Raw genomic sequence first — 13,984 nt, forward strand, 5'->3', positions numbered from 1 at the left:
GGCTCGAAGTCAGGGTTTAACGGCGGGCGTCGGGCCAAGCGACCTGATGGCCGGCTGGACGGCCGGCTGGGAACCCGGCAGCGCGGGCAGTAGCGGCGACTCGTTGATCGGCACCAACTGGCTGGGCACCGGTTGCGCAGCGTTCATGCCCGAGCGCATCAATTCATAGCGATCCATCGACAACTGGTCGACGGCCTGGCCGTCGCGCACGACCACCGGGCGCAAAAACACCATCAGGTTGGTTTTGTTGCGGGTACGCGCCTCGCTTTTGAACAGATTGCCGAACAAGGGCACATCACCCAAGCCGGGCACCTTGTCCTGGTTGCCGGAATACTTGTCCTGCAACAGACCACCCAGCACCACGATGCTGCCATCGTCGACCAGCACGGTGGACTCGATCGTGCGCTTGGATGTCGTCGGTCCGTTGGCAGCCGTCTCCGTGCCGGCCTTGACCGCCGAGGTCTCCTGGTAGATCACCAGCTTGACGGTACCGTTCTCGTTGATTTGCGGCTTCACCTTGAGCGTCAGGCCCACGTCCTTGCGCTCCACGGTGGTGAACGGATTGACCGAATTGCCACTGGTGTTGTTGCTGGTGTAGGAGCCGGTGACAAAGGGCACGTTTTCACCGATCACGATCTTGGCCTCCTCATTGTCCAGTGTCAGCAAATTGGGCGTGGACAGCACATTGCCGCTGCCGCTGGTCTCCAGAAAATTAGCCAGGAAGCCGAGCACGTAGACCCCGTTGGTGCGCTGAACGGCGCCAAAATTGAGACCTGCCCCCGGCGCCACGGCGCCGGCACCGGTTGCCAGGTTGATGATGTTCTTGCCGGCAGCGCCAAAGTTGGTGCCCAGCAGGCCAATGACGCCGTCGCCGGCCTTGCCCAACGGGCCCTGCCACTGAATACCAAATTCCGCCGCCCGGTCGGCGTTCACCTCCACAATCAGGCTCTCCACCAGCACCTGGGCACGTCGTCCATCAAGCCGGTCAATGACTGCGCGCAACTGCCGGTACTGCGGCTCGGGCGCCGTGATGATGAGCGAATTGGTCGCCACATCGGCCTGGATTTGTCCGCCCGTGGTGGACTGGGTGGCCGCCACAACCGCCACCGTCGCCGCAGCCGCCACGCCGGGCGTCGCCGCCGCCGGGGCCTGACCGGTCATGGCCGCGCGCAAGGTGGCGGCCAGTTTGGTGGCGTCGGCATTCTTGAGGTAGACCACATGGATATTGCCCGCCTCGCCGTTGAGACCAGGCGCCGAGGGCTGGTCCAGCTTGTCCACCAGCGACTTCACCAGCGCCACGCGGGCCGGGTTGGCGGCGCGCAAAATCAACGAGTTGGAGCGCGGCTCGGCCACCAGAATGGTCTTGAAAGAGGTATCAGCCTGGCCCGGCGCCGTGCCGGCCGCCGAGGACTCCACCAGCCGCAGCACCAGCGGTGCCAGGTCAGTCGCAATGGCGTGCTTGAGCGGCAAAATCTCGACGTCGGTGGCGTTGGACACGTCGACAGCGGCAATGATGCGCGCCATGCGGCGCAGGTTGTCGGCGTAGTCGGTGATGACGAGCGAATTGGTGCCAGGGTTGACGTTGATGGTGTTGTTCGGGCTGATCAGCGGGCGCAACACCGCCACCAGGTTGTTGGCCGACTCGAAGTTGAGCTTGAAAATCTGCGTCGTGATCTGGTTGCCCAGCGCACCGCCGATCGACTCATCGCTGACCGTCACTGCGCCACTTTGCAGCTTGGCATCGGCCTCGGGCACGACCTTGTACAGGCCGTTTGATTCCACCATGGTGAAGCCTTGCAAGCGCAGTGCCGCCTGAAACTGGTTCATGGCGGCGCGGCGGCTGACCGGCTTGTCAGTGACCAGCGTCAGGGTGCCCTTGACGCGCGGATCCACCACCACATTGGTGCCCGTGATGGTCGCCATGGTGCGCGCAACGGCCTCAATATCGGCGTTGCTGAAGTTCAGGGTAACGGCTTCGCCCGGCTTCGACACGGCGCTGGCCTGTGCCAGTAGATTTACAGGAAATAGGGCTGTAGCCCCCGTCAGTATTGCGCAAGCAGCTATTGAATATATAGCATTTTTAGAGCCGATGGGGGCGCGAAGTTTCATACCGATTCAACCTACTTTGATGATGGCGCGGGCGCCGTCGCGCCGACCGATGATATTAAGAAGATTAGACAGCGCGTCCAGCCGCTCCGGCGTGGCGCTGGCGATGCCGTCAAACCGCAGTCTGGCGCCCACCCACTGGCCGGTGCCTGACAATTGTAGAGCGCCCTCGAGGGTGCTCAAACCCAAGGTCGGCGTCGCACCCCCGCTCCAAGTGACGCGGTAGCTGCCCATCGGTTTGAGCGTGGACAGGCGTGAGGACATGTGCAGGGCATCGAGCTGGGCGCGCCCACTGAGCAACAAGCGCCCCGCCGCCCATTCGGCTGCGAGTCCGTGCGTCGACAAGCTCAACAGACCTTCGGGCTGCACCGTATTCCATGGGGTTCCGAGTCCGGTGAGCCACTGCGCCGGCCACTGCGACTGGCTGTCGGCCAGCGCCAGCCTGACCCCGCCCCAGCGGGGTTGCAGGCTTAAGCGCCACGGCTGCTGCATACAACAATCAGCATTCAGCTCAGCCGCCAGCCCCAGCCAGCCGGGGCGCAGCCGCCACGTCAGGCGCCCGGGCAGGGTGGCCGCATCGATGCTGCCGGCGCCGCCCGTGAGTGTGAGCCGGGCCGAGCCATTCCAGACGGTGCCCCGCGCATCACTCAGCAGCACCCGCTCCTGCAAGCCCTGTTGCACCGCGACCGTCAGCCAGCGTGCCGGTGCATTGAGCAACAGCGCCACTGCCAGCCCCAGCAGCGCCCCGGACCAGGCCCAGGACCAGGGGGCCGTGAGTGGCAGTGCGCTGGGTGCGCTGGTTCGAGGTCGGCTTCGGGCTGGCGTTCTCAAGGTGGTTTGGCGGCGGAACATGGGGTCGGCGGGTCGGACGAGTGTGATCTGGACGGTTGACCTGGTCCGGCGTCTTAGCGCGCGCTCAAGCTCAACACCAGCGTGCCGTTCCAGCCGCCTGGCGCACCGCCCACCACCGCGGCACCGCGCACCAGCCGCGCCTCACTCGGCACGGCGCGCGCAGTCAGGCGCACCTGCGCCAACCACTGCGCCAACGCGTCGGCGGAGATCCCTTTAAAGCTGAGCGTCACGCGCTCGCCCGCGACCACCAGTTGCGCCGTGGCGCCCAGCGGTTTGACCGAGGCCTCCAGCAAGCGCCGGGCGTCGGCAAAGCTCAAAGGCGGCTGGGCTTGCAACACTTTGGCCTGCGCCTGCAGGCGCTGCATCTGTTGCCACTGGGCGTCCAGCACCAGACGCTGCTGCTGAGCCGCCTTCAAGGTCGCCAGCGCGGGCGCCAAGGCCAGGCTCCACAGCAAGGTCAGCAACACCAATGCCAGCGCGGCCAGCAACAGGCGTTGCTCGCGGCGCGCCAGCAGGCGCCAGCGCGCTTGCAGCTCGGACAGTAGTTTCATAAGGCAGCCACCTGTTTGATCACCACATTGTCAGCCTCGACGTTGACGGCATAACCTTGCGGCTTGAGTTGGGAAGCGATCGCCGTGAGCTGCTCCGCGGTCAGCTTCAAGCCCTTCAACCGGGCCTCGCCTGCTACATATTCTATAGCTTCCGGCACAGCATTGACGGGGGCTACAGCCCCAAAAGAGCCCAACATGCTCTCCAGGTCGCGGCCCGATGGGGCGCCGCTGGCCTGTTGCAGGGTCGCCACCTCACGCGCCATCTGGATCGGCGCATCGACCACCACGCGCACCTGGGGAAATGTGCTGGTCAGCACGGCCTGAATGGCCTGGCGCTGGCTGTTGAGCAAGGACTTTTCCTTCCAGGCCCAGGCGTTCAGACCCGCCAGGTTAATCGCCAGCAGCGCCAGCAGCGCCAGCCGGGCGGCACGCCAGCGCGGCGCGCTGAGCAGGCCGCGCGCGGCACCAGCCCAACGCTTCCAGTTTCTGGCGCTCTGGGACGTCACCAGGTCAAACTGGGCCAGATCCCAGGCCGACTGCGCGGCCTGCAACTGACGCTGGGCACTTTGTTGCAGCGTGACCGGGCGCTGGAACAACGCTTCAGCCGAGGCCACCACGGCGGGCTCGGCCACCACATTTTTTTCTTCCGGCCCGGCGAGCAGCGCAATCGCCTCCCGGGACAGGGGCAACATGGCAACGCTGCCTTCGGCGGCGCCCACCAGGTAGGCCGCGTCGGCCTCACCCGTGACGTAAAGCGTGTCCGTGAGCGCCTGCGGCGTGAACTCGGGCACGATGCGACTGACCGCCCGCCCGGATTGCTCCAGCACCTGCAAGGCCGCTCGCAGCCAGGCTCGCTCGCACACCGCCACCCACACCGGCGCATCGGTGGGCGGCTGGGGCTCCAACGCAAAATGCAGTTGCTCGGTGTCGTCGAGCAGGCGATCTTCAAGCAGGCCATCAAGCACCGCGCGTACGCGCAAGGCGCCACCGTCCTGAAACAATCGCCGCCCCAACGTGCCCTTGGGCAACTGCACCTGGTGCCAGGACAGACGCTGCGCGGCCACCAAGGCCACCACCTCGCAGTCGGCTTTGCCCACCAGGGGCAACAGCGCCAGCGGAGCGCGCGACTGCTCGGCCACCGTGCTGCCATCGCGGGTCAGCACGTAGTCGTACAAGGCAGCCGCGTCAAGCGGCTCGGCAGGTAGGGTAACGATCAGGGTGGTCATGGGTGCTGCTTGGTGCGTGTCGGCGGTCATTGTAGAGTGGGGGAGCTGCTCGCCACGCGTTGCCGTGACAGTGTTTTGACCTCCAGCCCGTCGCGCTGCACCACAGATACCTCTTGCACCGTCGCCTGGTCAATGCGCAGGTCACCGCGCACTTCAAAGAAGCGCGACGACACACTGTGCAGCGCGGCATTGAACTGCGCTGAGGTCTTGCCGCTGATTTTGCTGGCATCACTCAAAGTGGCCAGGTGGGTGAGGTTGCGCTCGCGCACCAAACGATGGGCGTCGGCCAGGTCAAAGCCCTCGACACACGCATAAATCACTTCTGCCGCAGCGGTGTTGAGGTTGACCGGTGTGCGCGCCGGCAACACCGTAACGAACGGGCGCAACACGGCAATACTGCGCGCCGACACGCCAAACCAGGCCAGTTGATCGATCGTTTGCGGCCACAGCGTGATGCTGGCCGCGTCGGTTGCATCCAAAGGCGCCGCCGCCACGGCAGCACCCGCTGGTGCGCCCTGCGCCAGTCGCAGCTTGTCCAGCAGCAGGACCAACTCGGTCTCAGGCAGATCGAGCATCTCGAACAGCCGGGTGAAGGCGCGCTCGCTGGCAGCGTCGATGCTGCCGCTTTGCACCAGGTTGGTCACGTTCAGGCGCGACTGCAAATCAGTGATCTGGCCCGACAGAAAGGCTTCTTGCGCGGCATCGGCCGCTTGCGTGTCGCTGCGGTCGGCCGCCAGAAAGCTCGACAGCCGCGCCTGCTCCAGCGGCACGGCCCACGGCTCGGCCAGATGGTCGGCGCCGCCTTTGCGGCCATCCTCGCGCAAGATCAGCCGCGCCCAATCGAGGGCGCCGCTCAGTATCCAGGCCGACTGCATGCGACTGCGCTCGGCGGCCTCCACCTCGACCCCGCGCCATTGCTGCCAGAGCGTGGCCGAGGCCAGCGAGGCCACCAGCACCACGGTCAGCATGGCGGTCAGGATGGCGGCACCGCGCTGCGACTTCATTTGCCACCTCCCAGCGTGGGCCGGACCCAGTCGCGCGTCACGCGGCCGCTGATGGCCTGGCCGACTGACAGGGTCAGCTCCAGCCGCACGCCATCGGGGATCAACGCAGCCGTTGCCGCCTGGGCCGCGCCGGGGGCACCGGCGCTGGACAGCGGGTTGCTCCAGGCGTTGTCCCGAAAATAGAAAATTTGCCACTGATCGAGCGCCGCCACCCGCACCTCTCGCGTTCTGGCTTCGTCGCTCGGGTTCTGCCCCCACAAGGCGGCCTGCTGCCAGGCCAGTTGCACTTCAGCGCGCGTGGTCAAGGGCGGCGACTGCCAGCGCAGCCACTGACCGGCCCCGTCGATCGTGCGCCGGGACCACGCCACCACCCGCAGCCCCTCGCCGGGCGTCGCGGTGCTGGCGCGCAGGAGGCGCAGGGCGCGCCCGTCCCAGTCCAGGCTCGGGGTCTTGGGCTGGGTGGCCAGCGCGTCCAGGTCGGCGCCCCACTGCGCCAGGCCCGCCTGCAAGGCGAGCACATCGTCCGAATGGCGGCGCATTTGCGTCTGCGCTCGCGTCATGCCGTCGAGCCCACGCCAGCTCAGTGCCGCCATCAACGCCATCAGGCTGATCGCCACCAGCAACTCAATCAGCGTGAAGCCTTTGACTCGAAGCCGCGGCAAGCCTGGCTGCGTCATCAGTAGCGCCCCGCCACGGTGGACAAGCGCAGCACGGCGGCGTCGCCCTTGAACACCTGCGCATCGACCCGTCGAAAATTGAAGTTGGGCGTGGGCCGCACCGCCAGCGCCACCGTGAAGACCTCCCCGGCCTGCTCGCAGGCGATGCTGCTGTCGCCGACGTCGGGCAACTGCCTGGCCAGGCGCACCTTGACCAGCTCATTCTCGGCACAGGTCTGGGCCAGCAGCACATCGGACTGGCGCTGGGCGTGGCGGGTCAAGGCGGCGGTGGCCTGCAAACCAGCCAGCAGGGCAATGGCCACAATGCCAAGCGCCACCAGCACTTCAACCAGGGTAAAGCCGCGCGCACCGTGGCGCCGTGGCTGGCGAGCGCTGTTCACGGCGCGCCCGCCAGCACGGCAAAGGGGCGCACGCCGTCGGTGGCCAGGCGCACGCTTTTACCCGGCTGGGTGCGAGACGTCAACTCCACCTGTTGCGGCTCGATGATGGGATCCGGGCCCAACAACAGCGTAAGAGCCGGTGCGCTGGCTGGGCCGTCGGCCACGCGGGTATCCGGGTCCAGCCATTGCTCCGGCAAATCGGAATCCGGTTGCGCGGAGGGCGTCAAGCCCTCAAAACGGAACCCGGTTGGCGTGGCGCGCCAACGCACCGGCACGCCGCTGACCCGTGAGCGTGCGCGCGCCGACTCCAGCAACGCCGCCAGGCGCTCGGCGTCGCGCTCCAACTGCACCTGTGAGGTGTCGCGCATCGCAAAGCCGACACCGGCGGAGGCCATGGCGATGATGGCAACGACCACCAGCAACTCCAGCAGCGTGAAGCCTCGACTGGCCTTTGCCATCGCGAGCGCAGACGAATTCAAAAACTATTGGCCATTCCAACCCACTCTATGGTTGCCAACTGCCAATATCTGCATTTTTGCCCTCGCCCCCGGCCTGGCCATCGGCACCAAGGGACATCACGTCGATCTCGCCCTTGATGCCGGGGTTAAGGTAAACATAGGGCTTGCCCCAAGGATCGTTGGGCAGCAGGTCAAGGTAGGACTTCCAGTTGGGTGGCACCGGCGCGGTCGTGGGCTTGGTCAGCAAGGCTTGCAAACCCTGCTCGGCCGTGGGGTAGCGCTGGTTGTCCAGCCGGTAGAGCTTGAGGGCCTGCATCAGGTTGTTGACGTCTGTCTTGGCCGCCGTGACCCGCGCGTCATCGGCGCGGTCCAGCACGTTCGGCACGATGAGGGCGGCCAACACCCCGATGATCAGCAATACCACCATCAGCTCGATCAGGGTGAAGCCGGCCTGGAGGCGACGACGCATGCTTTGAGAAATTGATTTCATCGGGTTAAGTCACTTTCTAATATCGGGTTCGCTTCAATGATAATCCAGCCATGAAGACCGCATTGCTTTCCCTCTGGTGGCTACGCATCGCCACTTTTTTGCTGGCTGCCCTGGCTGCGGCCAGCGCCACCTATTGGGTCCTAAAGTGGCAGGCCACCGTGCCGGCAAGCCTGACGGTAGCCGTGATTTACACCGCCCCACCGGCAGCGGACCCGCAAGTCGTGGCCCGCCTGCTGGGTGGTGGCCGGACCAGCGTGAGCGCCAAGCTGGTGGACAGCGCAGCCAGTCATTTCAAATTGAGCGGCGTGCTTGCCAACCGGGCCAACGGTAGTTACGCCCTGATTTCCGTCGATGGAAAACCGGCCAAGCCGTACCGGGTCGGCACCCATGTGAATGACGAGCTGGTGCTGCACTCGGTGGCGCCGCGCAGCGCATCGCTGGCCACCAGCCTGGATGCGCCAGTGTCGGTCACGCTGGAGTTGCCAAAATTAACTCAAGCCCAAACTCTAGCGCCAGCCCGGCCCGCACCGGCCAAAACGCCAACAGAAGAATGAGCTGGCGCGAGGGTCAGGCGGCTGTTCCCAGCGCCAGCCGCATGGCATCCACCACTGACTTGTAATCCGGTTGGCCAAAAATGGCGCTGCCGGCCACAAAAGTGTCGGCCCCGGCGTCGGCGACGCGCCGGATGTTGTCCACCTTGATGCCACCATCGACTTCCAGCCGAATGTATTTGCCGCAGGCCGTGATGCGCCGACGCACATCCTCGATCTTGCGCAAGGCAGATTCAATAAAACTCTGGCCGCCAAAGCCAGGGTTGACGCTCATGATCAGGATCAGATCAATGTCGTCAATGACCCAGTCCAGCACGTCAAGGGGTTCAGCCGGGTTGAACACCAGGCCGGCCTTGCATCCCTTGGCCTTGATGGCCTGGATGCTGCGGTGCACATGGCCGGATGCGTCCGGGTGAAAGCTGATCAAATCCGCCCCGGCATCGGCAAAGGCACTGGCCAGCGCATCGACCGGTTGCACCATCAGATGCACATCAATCGGCACGGCCACGCCGCCAGCGGTCTTGGCATGCGGCTTCAAAGCGCTGCAAATCATCGGACCGAAGGTGAGATTGGGCACGTAGTGGTTGTCCATCACGTCAAAGTGAATCCAGTCGCAACCGGCGGCGATGACGTGGCTGAGTTCCTCACCCAGCCGGGCAAAGTCGGCAGAGAGAATGGAAGGGGCAATGCGGTAGGTCATGGGTGAAGTATAAATACTTGCCTTTGAATTCATGCGCGGTTGGGGACAGCGCTTGCCAACGACGCGCGAGCTGCGATCTGCCCCTCAAATTTTCAGGATAGCATTGCGCCATGTCCCAGTACCAGTTTCGCGTTGAAGTCGAGTCTCGTTATCTTGCTGACCAGTCAGCACCGCAGCAAGACCTGTATGTGTTCGCTTACACCATCACCATCATCAATCTGGGGCAGGTCAGTGCCCAGTTGATCTCACGCACCTGGAACGTGAACGACGCCAACGGTCACACCGAGCGTGTGAAGGGCCTGGGTGTGGTCGGGCAGCAGCCGCTGCTCAAACCTGGTGAAGCGTTTGAATACACCAGCGGCACCCGCCTGCGCACCCCCACGGGCACCATGCATGGCAGCTTTTTTTGCGTCGCCGAAGACGGCGAAAAGTTCGATGTCGATGTGCCGATGTTTGTGCTCGATGGCCTGAGCCCCAGCGGCGGCGCGCGCACACTGCACTGAAACCCGAATCGATGACCCCCAAATTTGACCTGGCTGAACTGCTCGATGCCCTGGACCCGCAAGCCCATCTGGCGCACCGCCACCTGTGGCTGATTGACTTGCTGCGCTGGGTCCGTGGCGGCCGCGACTCAGTGCCGCGCGCGGTGGCACGTGTGACGCTGCTGCTCGACGCGCTGCAACAGCGCCCGGATGCGCGTGCCAAGCTGCAGGCCTGGTGGCAGGTGCTGCTTTCCACCGTGGATGCCACGGCCTTGCTGGCCGACTACGGGTTTTCGTCCAGCAGCGCTTTTGCCAGTGAGCTGGCCGAGCGCCTGCGCCTCAAATGGTTGCCTGGAACCCCCGAAACTGTCGATGCCTCGGCCCTGTTTTCACTGGTGTTGTGCGATGCGTTTGATGCCCAATGGATCAGCGCCCTGGACGACGCCACCTTGACGCGACTGTCTGAGTTACTGCAAATCTCGTGTCTGGATGTCAGCAACGAAAACTGTGCCTGGGTGCCCCAGGTCAAGCAAGGCAGCGTCTCGCCCTGGCAGGCGACACTGCTTGAGGCGCTGACCTTTTGCACCAGCCAGATTCGCGCCACCGGTTTTTCACCGGAGCTGCGTTTGCGCATGAGCGCCCCGGCGCTGGAGACGGCCCCCTTTCACGCCCTGGACGGCGACATCATGGCGCTGCAAGTCGCCTTTCTGGCCAGCCCGCACGTCAACTCTTCCGAGCGCCAGGACGCGCTGCAGCGGTACCTGAGCCGTCTGGAGGCTTGCCGTCAGGCGGCCGCGTCGGTTTACGCCCATCTGGATGCCAACGGTATTTCCGTCAACCTGGTGTTCCAGTTGCGCCAATTGCGTGAGCGGGTGCTGCGCGTTCGCGCCCTGCTCGATTGCCTGCTGGCGGCCAGCCCGCAGGCCAGCACCGCGCGTCTGCTGGCGCATCTGGTTCTGGTGGGGCAGGCGCGGCGCAGTCTGCGCGCCCTGATCGCCTCCAACTCATCGATGCTGGCCGCCAAAGTAGCCGAGCGCAGTTCCGAGACCGGCGAGCACTACATTACCCGCACCCGGGCCGAATACGGAACCATGCTGCGCGATGCAGCGGGTGGCGGCGCCGTGATGTCACTCACCACGCTGTTCAAGTTCATGGTGCTATCGCTCGGCTTGTCGGCTTTCTGGAGCGGGTTTTATGCCGGCCTGAACTACGCCCTGAGTTTTGTGCTGATCCAGTTGCTGCACTGGACCGTCGCCACCAAACAGCCGGCCATGACGGCCCCGGCCATGGCCGCGAAACTCAAGGACCTCGACGAACCCGGGGCCGTTGACCTGTTCGTCGATGAAGTCACCCATCTGGTGCGCTCGCAGGTAGCAGCCGTGGTGGGCAACCTGGCCTTGGTGGCGCCGTGTGTCGTGCTGATCAGCGCGGCGCTCTGGTTCACTCTGGGAAAGCCGATGATTGACGTGAAGGAGGCCGAGCACGTGCTGCATACGCTCCACGTGTTCGGCCCGACAGCGCTGTTTGCCGCGCTGACAGGTGTGCTGTTGTTTGCGTCGAGCATCATCGCAGGTTGGGTCGAGAACTGGTTTGTGCTGCACCGGCTGGACTCGGCGCTGCGCTACAACCCCAAGATCACTACAGCACTGGGGATTGAGCGTGCCGGGCGTTGGGCGCAGTTCATGCGCGACAACATCTCGGGTCTGGCGGCCAATGTGTCGCTCGGGTTGATGCTGGGTTTGGTCCCGGCTTTTGCCGCGTTTTTCGGGCTGGGACTGGAAGTGCGGCACGTAACACTGTCCACCGGCCAACTGGCCGCGGCAGCCGCCAGCCTCGGCCTGGCGGTACTCAAGCAATCGGCTTTCTGGTGGTGCGTGGCCGGCATTGTGCTCACCGCCGTGCTCAACGTGGGGGTCAGCTTTTACTTTGCGTTCCGGCTTGCTTTGCGCGCCCATAACATCGGCGGCATCGACCGCTCCCGGATTCGAACCGCCATTCGCGCGCGCTGGCGCCATGCGCCGCTGAGCTTCTTTTTACCGGCAAAGGAAACAGTCCCCACGCCGCCAGCAGACGATAAGGATGACTAGCCATGGGTGAATTTGAATTGATCGAACGCTATTTCACACGCCCTGAGCGCCACGCCGCGCGGGTAGCCTTGGGAATTGGCGACGACTGCGCGCTGCTGCAGCCGGCGCCCGGCACGCAACTGGCCATTTCCTGCGACATGCTGGTCGAAGGTCGCCACTTTGTCTCCACGCTGGATCCCTTCAAGCTCGGGCACAAGGCGCTGGCCGTCAATTTGAGCGACCTGGCCGCCTGTGGCGCGCGCCCGCTGGCGTTCAGCCTGGCGCTAGCGCTGCCGCGCGCCGACGAGTCCTGGCTGGCGCCGTTCTCGCAAGGCTTGCTGGCGCTGGCCGACGCGCACGGCTGCGAACTGATCGGCGGCGACACCACGCAGGGGCCGCTCAACATCTGCATCACGGTGTTTGGCGAGGTGCCGGTAGTGGCGGGTCGCTCGCAGGCGCTGCTGCGCTCGGGCGCGCAAGCGGGCGACGACCTCTATGTCAGTGGCAACCTGGGCGACGCCCGGCTGGCGCTGGAGGTTTTTCGCGGCACCGTGTCCGTGCCCGAGGCGGTGTTCACCGCGGCGCGTGTACGCCTCGAAACCCCGACGCCGCGCGTGGCACTGGGTCTGGCGTTGCGCGGTGTTGCCAACGCAGCCATTGATGTCAGCGACGGCCTGCTTGGCGACCTCGCCCACATCCTGCAGCAGTCGGGCGTGGGCGCCACGATGGACGCCGATGTTGCTACTGCGTTAATAGCAGCTCACGCATATTACACGGGGGCTACAGGCCAATTTGATACAAATATTGCACCAGAGCAATGGCGTCGCTGGGCGCTCTCTGGGGGCGACGATTACGAGCTGCTGTTCACCGCCCCGGTGGCCCGCCGCGAAGCCGTCGCCGCTGCGGCGGCGGCCAGCTTGACACCCGTCACCCGCATCGGTCAAATTGAGGCCGAGCGCGGCCTGCGTCTGGTGGATGCCCAAGGGCAACCCGTGCCCAACCGCTACGCCTCGTTCGACCACTTTGCCTGAAGCTGCAGTGCTGTAAGAGCGCGTGCTTCACAACTATTTATCCTTGCATATTGCTCACCAGACAGGCAAAATGCGAGGATGAATAACAGCACAATGAATCTTGCCGAGCGCCATGAATTCCATCGGGCGTTGCTGCAAACTGCCACTGAGCAACTGGCATTTTCGCCCGCCGTCGTGTTGCTGGGCCCCAGACAAGTCGGTAAAACCACCTTGGCCAAGATGATTGCAAGCGCTTATCCGGGCGCCCTCAGCCTGGACTTGCAATTAGCGGCCGACCGGGCAAAGCTCATCAGCGGTAGCGGGTTCTTGCAAGCCCATCGCGACAAACTTGTGGTGCTCGACGAAGTGCAGTATGTGCCCGAGGTATTTGCCCAATTGCGCCCTGAGATTGACGCCCTGCGCCGCCCCGGGCGGTTTCTGTTACTGGGCTCAGCCTCGGGCAAACTACTGCAACAAAGCTCCGAATCGTTGGCCGGGCGCGTCAGCTATCTGGAGCTCACGCCCTTGCAGGTGCGCGAGGTCATGGCCGCCGATGCCGACGCCCAGACAGCACTACTGACCCTACAAAAACTTTGGTTGCGCGGCGGCTTTCCCGTCAGCTTCACGGCGCCCAGCGATGCGCTTTCATTCAACTGGCGAACGGACTTCATTGCCACTTTTTTGAACCGGGACATTCGCGAGTTCGGGGTTAATGTCCCGGCTCAGACCTTGCACCGTTTTTGGCGCATGACGGCCCATTTGCATGGTCAGTTGTTCAATGCATCCAACATCGCGGCATCGTTGGGCGGCATCTCGCACACCACGGTGGCGCGCTACCTCGATTCGCTGGTTGACACCATGATGCTGCGCCGCCTGGAACCCCATTTTGTCAACGTCGGCAAACGGTTGGTGAAATCACCCAAGGTCTACGTGCGCGACTCTGGTTTGCTGCACGCCTTGCTCAACTTGCCCGATATCGACAGTTTGATCGGACACCCGATGGCGGGCCATTCATGGGAAGGTTTGATGGTGGAGCAGATTTGCGCCCTCGTGCCCAAGGGTGGTGATGTGAGTTTCTATCGCACGGCGGCGGGGGCCGAACTGGATATTGTGGTTGAGCTGGGCAGCAAGAAATACGGGTTCGAGATCAAGTTTTCGGGCGCGCCCACTGTCACCAAGGGCTTTTGGCAAGCTTGCCAGGATGTGGGCGTGCAACACGCTTATGTGCTGGCCCCGGTGACGCAAGGTTGGCCCATGAAGCCTGGCGCAAACCACAGTGTGGATGTGATTTCGCCCCTGCAGCTGCCTTGGGCGTTGGCGCAATAACGCGGCTTGCGCCAGATGGATGCCCAAGGGCAACCCGTGCCCAACCGGTACGCCTCGTTCGACCACTTTGCTTGAAATTCGACTTGAATAATCCCACAATGGGAC

General features: G+C 64.3%; 15 protein-coding genes. 5 read left to right on the forward strand and 10 right to left on the reverse strand.

The window, feature by feature from the left end:
• Window positions 1-9 precede the first annotated feature (9 nt).
• The 9 genes from gspD to gspG are packed head-to-tail and all read right to left on the reverse strand — an operon-like array spanning window position 10 to window position 7,744.
• Window positions 10-2,109, reverse strand: a complete 2,100-nt coding sequence (gene gspD / locus WA157_RS13225) for a type II secretion system secretin GspD (protein WP_422621398.1) — start codon at window positions 2,107-2,109, stop codon at window positions 10-12.
• Window positions 2,110-2,115: 6 nt separating this feature from the next.
• Window positions 2,116-2,958 (reverse strand): type II secretion system protein N, encoded by an 843-nt coding sequence (gene gspN, locus WA157_RS13230; protein WP_422621399.1) that lies wholly within the window; start codon window positions 2,956-2,958, stop codon window positions 2,116-2,118.
• Between the two features lie 53 nt (window positions 2,959-3,011).
• Entirely contained in the window at window positions 3,012-3,509 is a 498-nt protein-coding gene (gene gspM, locus WA157_RS13235) for a type II secretion system protein GspM (RefSeq protein WP_422621400.1), read from the reverse strand.
• Window positions 3,506-4,735 (reverse strand): type II secretion system protein GspL, encoded by a 1,230-nt coding sequence (gene gspL / locus WA157_RS13240; RefSeq protein ID WP_422621401.1) that lies wholly within the window; start codon window positions 4,733-4,735, stop codon window positions 3,506-3,508. The genes gspM and gspL overlap by 4 nt, the downstream gene beginning before the upstream one ends.
• 26 nt (window positions 4,736-4,761) lie before the next feature.
• Complete coding sequence (gene gspK, locus WA157_RS13245; protein WP_422621402.1) at window positions 4,762-5,739, reverse strand: type II secretion system minor pseudopilin GspK; 978 nt, start codon at window positions 5,737-5,739, stop codon at window positions 4,762-4,764.
• Window positions 5,736-6,416: a PulJ/GspJ family protein gene (locus tag WA157_RS13250; RefSeq protein WP_422621403.1), complete on the reverse strand. Its 681-nt coding sequence runs from the start codon at window positions 6,414-6,416 to the stop codon at window positions 5,736-5,738. Before WA157_RS13250 ends, gspK begins: the two co-directional genes overlap by 4 nt.
• Complete coding sequence (gspI, locus tag WA157_RS13255) at window positions 6,416-6,796, reverse strand: type II secretion system minor pseudopilin GspI (protein ID WP_422621404.1); 381 nt, start codon at window positions 6,794-6,796, stop codon at window positions 6,416-6,418. Before gspI ends, WA157_RS13250 begins: the two co-directional genes overlap by 1 nt.
• Entirely contained in the window at window positions 6,793-7,254 is a 462-nt protein-coding gene (locus tag WA157_RS13260) for a GspH/FimT family pseudopilin (protein ID WP_422621485.1), read from the reverse strand. The genes gspI and WA157_RS13260 overlap by 4 nt, the downstream gene beginning before the upstream one ends.
• A gap of 46 nt (window positions 7,255-7,300) precedes the next feature.
• On the reverse strand, window positions 7,301-7,744 hold the full coding sequence (gene gspG, locus WA157_RS13265) for a type II secretion system major pseudopilin GspG (RefSeq protein ID WP_422621405.1): 444 nt from the start codon (window positions 7,742-7,744) through the stop codon (window positions 7,301-7,303).
• Between the two features lie 50 nt (window positions 7,745-7,794).
• Between gspG and WA157_RS13270 the strand changes: the two genes are divergently transcribed.
• Window positions 7,795-8,298, forward strand: coding sequence for a type II secretion system protein N (locus WA157_RS13270; protein ID WP_422621406.1), 504 nt, complete (start codon window positions 7,795-7,797; stop codon window positions 8,296-8,298).
• Between the two features lie 13 nt (window positions 8,299-8,311).
• Here the strand turns inward: WA157_RS13270 and rpe are convergent, their stop codons facing one another.
• Window positions 8,312-8,995, reverse strand: coding sequence for a ribulose-phosphate 3-epimerase (gene rpe, locus WA157_RS13275; RefSeq protein ID WP_422621407.1), 684 nt, complete (start codon window positions 8,993-8,995; stop codon window positions 8,312-8,314).
• 110 nt (window positions 8,996-9,105) lie between these two features.
• On the opposite strand from rpe, the gene apaG reads away from it, so the two are divergent.
• From apaG to WA157_RS13295, 4 genes are all read left to right on the forward strand, one after another.
• A complete protein-coding gene (gene apaG, locus WA157_RS13280; RefSeq protein WP_422621408.1) occupies window positions 9,106-9,498 on the forward strand; it encodes a Co2+/Mg2+ efflux protein ApaG in 393 nt (130 codons plus the stop codon).
• An 11-nt stretch (window positions 9,499-9,509) separates the two neighbouring features.
• Entirely contained in the window at window positions 9,510-11,564 is a 2,055-nt protein-coding gene (locus WA157_RS13285) for a site-specific recombinase (protein ID WP_422621409.1), read from the forward strand.
• A 2-nt stretch (window positions 11,565-11,566) separates the two neighbouring features.
• Window positions 11,567-12,574, forward strand: a complete 1,008-nt coding sequence (thiL, locus tag WA157_RS13290; protein ID WP_422621410.1) for a thiamine-phosphate kinase — start codon at window positions 11,567-11,569, stop codon at window positions 12,572-12,574.
• 78 nt (window positions 12,575-12,652) lie between these two features.
• Window positions 12,653-13,879: an ATP-binding protein gene (locus WA157_RS13295; protein ID WP_422621411.1), complete on the forward strand. Its 1,227-nt coding sequence runs from the start codon at window positions 12,653-12,655 to the stop codon at window positions 13,877-13,879.
• Window positions 13,880-13,984: the final 105 nt, after the last annotated feature.

The sequence above is a fragment of the Rhodoferax ferrireducens genome (assembly GCF_049302455.1).
Taxonomy (GTDB): Bacteria; Pseudomonadota; Gammaproteobacteria; order Burkholderiales; family Burkholderiaceae_C; genus Rhodoferax; species Rhodoferax ferrireducens_B.

Bases quoted from the DNA above. Each gene is read 5' to 3' on its own strand.
- gspD (WP_422621398.1), bottom strand. From the start codon at position 2,109: ATGAAACTTCGCGCCCCCATCGGCTCTAAAAATGCTATATATTCAATA.
- gspN (WP_422621399.1), bottom strand. From the start codon at position 2,958: ATGTTCCGCCGCCAAACCACCTTGAGAACGCCAGCCCGAAGCCGACCT.
- gspM (WP_422621400.1), bottom strand. From the start codon at position 3,509: ATGAAACTACTGTCCGAGCTGCAAGCGCGCTGGCGCCTGCTGGCGCGC.
- gspL (WP_422621401.1), bottom strand. From the start codon at position 4,735: ATGACCACCCTGATCGTTACCCTACCTGCCGAGCCGCTTGACGCGGCT.
- gspK (WP_422621402.1), bottom strand. From the start codon at position 5,739: ATGAAGTCGCAGCGCGGTGCCGCCATCCTGACCGCCATGCTGACCGTG.
- WA157_RS13250 (WP_422621403.1), bottom strand. From the start codon at position 6,416: ATGACGCAGCCAGGCTTGCCGCGGCTTCGAGTCAAAGGCTTCACGCTG.
- WA157_RS13260 (WP_422621485.1), bottom strand. From the start codon at position 7,254: ATGGCAAAGGCCAGTCGAGGCTTCACGCTGCTGGAGTTGCTGGTGGTC.
- gspG (WP_422621405.1), bottom strand. From the start codon at position 7,744: ATGAAATCAATTTCTCAAAGCATGCGTCGTCGCCTCCAGGCCGGCTTC.
- WA157_RS13270 (WP_422621406.1), top strand. From the start codon at position 7,795: ATGAAGACCGCATTGCTTTCCCTCTGGTGGCTACGCATCGCCACTTTT.
- rpe (WP_422621407.1), bottom strand. From the start codon at position 8,995: ATGACCTACCGCATTGCCCCTTCCATTCTCTCTGCCGACTTTGCCCGG.
- apaG (WP_422621408.1), top strand. From the start codon at position 9,106: ATGTCCCAGTACCAGTTTCGCGTTGAAGTCGAGTCTCGTTATCTTGCT.
- WA157_RS13285 (WP_422621409.1), top strand. From the start codon at position 9,510: ATGACCCCCAAATTTGACCTGGCTGAACTGCTCGATGCCCTGGACCCG.
- thiL (WP_422621410.1), top strand. From the start codon at position 11,567: ATGGGTGAATTTGAATTGATCGAACGCTATTTCACACGCCCTGAGCGC.
- WA157_RS13295 (WP_422621411.1), top strand. From the start codon at position 12,653: ATGAATAACAGCACAATGAATCTTGCCGAGCGCCATGAATTCCATCGG.